Raw genomic sequence first — 1,425 nt, forward strand, 5'->3', positions numbered from 1 at the left:
GGGCGCAATGTGTTGTCTCGAGACATCGTTCCTACGGTGTCTCGAGATTTTTGTTTTTGGAGTTGCCCCGTTTGGGGTTTAGTTCGTTGTCTGATTGGTTGTAGTAGATCTTTTCGTCGGTGAGTGTGTAGGCAGCGATTTGTGCCCCGGTGGCGTTTATTTTGATGTCGACGTGGTTGTCTACGCAGACCATGGTGATGGGTTCGCCGCCCCAGCGTCGGCCGATGTAGAGGCGGCGTAATTTCCCGCCCCATCGCAGAGTGGTCTTGCCGTTGATGCTGACTTTGTCGGTGCGTAGCCGGTAGTGGTGGTCGAAGTTTGCTGCTGCCGGTTTGGCTTTGGGCAGTGCGCTGTAGGCCTCGGCTGGGGTGATGCGGGCGAGTGCTCTGTGTGGGCGTTTGTAGTTGTAGTAGTCGATGATCTCGTTGATATCTTCGTTGAGCTCCTCGATGGTTTGTGCTGGTGGCTTGTTGTTTAGCGCGAGTTTGAGTGTGTGGTGGAAGCGTTCGACTTTGCCTTGGGTTTGCGGGTGGTAGGGCTTGCCGTTTTTCTGGGTAATGCCCAAGTCGATGAGCAGTTGCTCGAAGCCGTTTCGTGACGGGTTTTTCCGGTCGGTGTTGGTGGTAAATGCTCGGCCGTTATCGGTGAGCGTTGATTGTGGGCAGCCATGTACCTGAACTGCTGCGATAAAGCTTGTGATGACGTTTGTGACGGTGGCTGTGTGGTAGGCGCGGCAGGAGATGATGAATCGGGAGTGGTCATCGAGGATGGTCAGGATGGCTACGCGTTTGTGTCCGGCGATGGTCCAGTCGCTGTAGTCCATTTGCCATGTTTCGTTGGGCTGGTCTGCCTGGAAGCGACGCCAAGAGCTGCGTGGGCGTTTTTGGGGCTGTGGTGTGATGCGTCCGTTGTTGGCAAGCACTCGGTGGATGGTTGATACTGCTGGTGGAGGGTCTATTCCGTCTTGTTGTAGGTGCCAACGGATGGTGTGAGCGCCGGCGTCGGTGCCGCGGTGGGTGAGTTCGTCGCGCAGTTGAAGAATGCGGTCGACAACTGTTTTGTCGAGCGCCCTTGGGTTTGTTCTTGGCCGTTTTGATCGAGGTGTAAGCGCGTCCATGCCGCCTTCTCGGTAGCGCTTTTGCAGTGTTCTGATCCACCGGGTCGAAACGCCGAAGTGCTCAGCCGCCTCGGCTTGGCTCATGCCTGTGGCGAGCATGGTCTGGATGATGATTTTCGGTGTGGGCTTGCCTGGTTTCTCCATCCGATAAGCATGGGCGGAACGATGACTCGAGACATCGGTTTTCGGCCCGGTGGGGCATTTTCAGTGGGCTCGTTTTCCACCGGAACGATGTGGCGAGACATACCCGCAGGACAAACCGGAACGATCTCATGAGACATGCGGAACGATGTCACCGAACCAGACAC

General features: G+C 56.3%; 1 protein-coding gene. It reads right to left on the bottom strand.

Annotation, left to right across the window (positions count from 1 at the left end):
- Positions 1-31: 31 nt before the first annotated feature.
- Positions 32-1,261, bottom strand: a complete 1,230-nt coding sequence (locus tag HMPREF3048_RS02485; RefSeq protein WP_070771103.1) for an IS481 family transposase — start codon at positions 1,259-1,261, stop codon at positions 32-34.
- Between the last annotated feature and the right edge of the window lie 164 nt (positions 1,262-1,425).

The sequence above is a fragment of the Corynebacterium sp. HMSC075D04 genome (assembly GCF_001815635.1).
Lineage (GTDB): Bacteria > Actinomycetota > Actinomycetes > Mycobacteriales > Mycobacteriaceae > Corynebacterium > Corynebacterium coyleae.

Excerpts from the sequence above, each read along its gene's own strand:
- HMPREF3048_RS02485 (WP_070771103.1), bottom strand. The coding sequence starts at position 1,261 with ATGGAGAAACCAGGCAAGCCCACACCGAAAATCATCATCCAGACCATG.